Source organism: Streptomyces sp. A01 (assembly GCF_059026195.1).
This window is the reverse complement of sequence record NZ_JBWLKN010000115.1, coordinates 1-701: the sequence shown is the minus strand read 5'-3', so window position 1 is coordinate 701 and position 701 is coordinate 1. Positions and strand designations below refer to the sequence as shown.

General features: G+C 70.9%; 1 pseudogene. It reads left to right on the top strand.

The window, feature by feature from the left end:
- Positions 1-701: pseudogene (locus AC5P1B_RS35765) on the top strand (type I polyketide synthase); the annotation flags it as partial.

The following is a 701-nucleotide window of genomic DNA, read 5'->3' as shown; positions in this document are numbered from 1 at the left end:
TGGTTCCCCACCAACCCACCACCACCCACCACCCCCCTCCCCACCTACGCCTTCCAACACCAGCACTACTGGCTGGCGACCGACATGGAAGGTGCGGCGGCCGCCAAGGAGGCCGTGGGTGATGCCCAGTTCTGGGATGCGGTGGAGCGTGAGGACGTAGAAGCCCTGGCACGTACCCTCGGGTCTCCGGACGAGCAGCGGTCCACGCTGGGTGAGGTGTTGCCGAGTCTGTCGGCCTGGCGGCGTCGTGGCCGTGAGCATGCCGTCCGTGACGCGTGGCGTTACCAGGTGGCATGGGACCGGCTTCCCGACGCGGCCACCCCCGCGCTGAGCGGCAGCTGGCTGCTGTTCGTGCCTGCCGGGGGCGTTGATCACCCGGCGGTGCGGACGGCGGTGCAGGCGCTGAACACCCATGGCGCCACGACCATGACGCAGCCCGTGGACGCCGCGAGCTCGCACCGGGGAGCCCTGGCCCAGCAGTTGGCGGACTTGACGGGTGACACGGGTGACACGGGTGACACGGGTGATGTGGGTTTCCCGGATGCCGCCGGTGGCACCGTGATCGCTGGAGTGCTCAGCCTGCTCCCGCTCGACGAGAACGCCCACCCGCGGCACCCGGCAGTGCCCGCCGGGCTTGCGGCCACGACCGCGCTGCTCCAGGCCCTGGGTGACGTGGGCATCACCGCTCCCCTGTGGTGCCT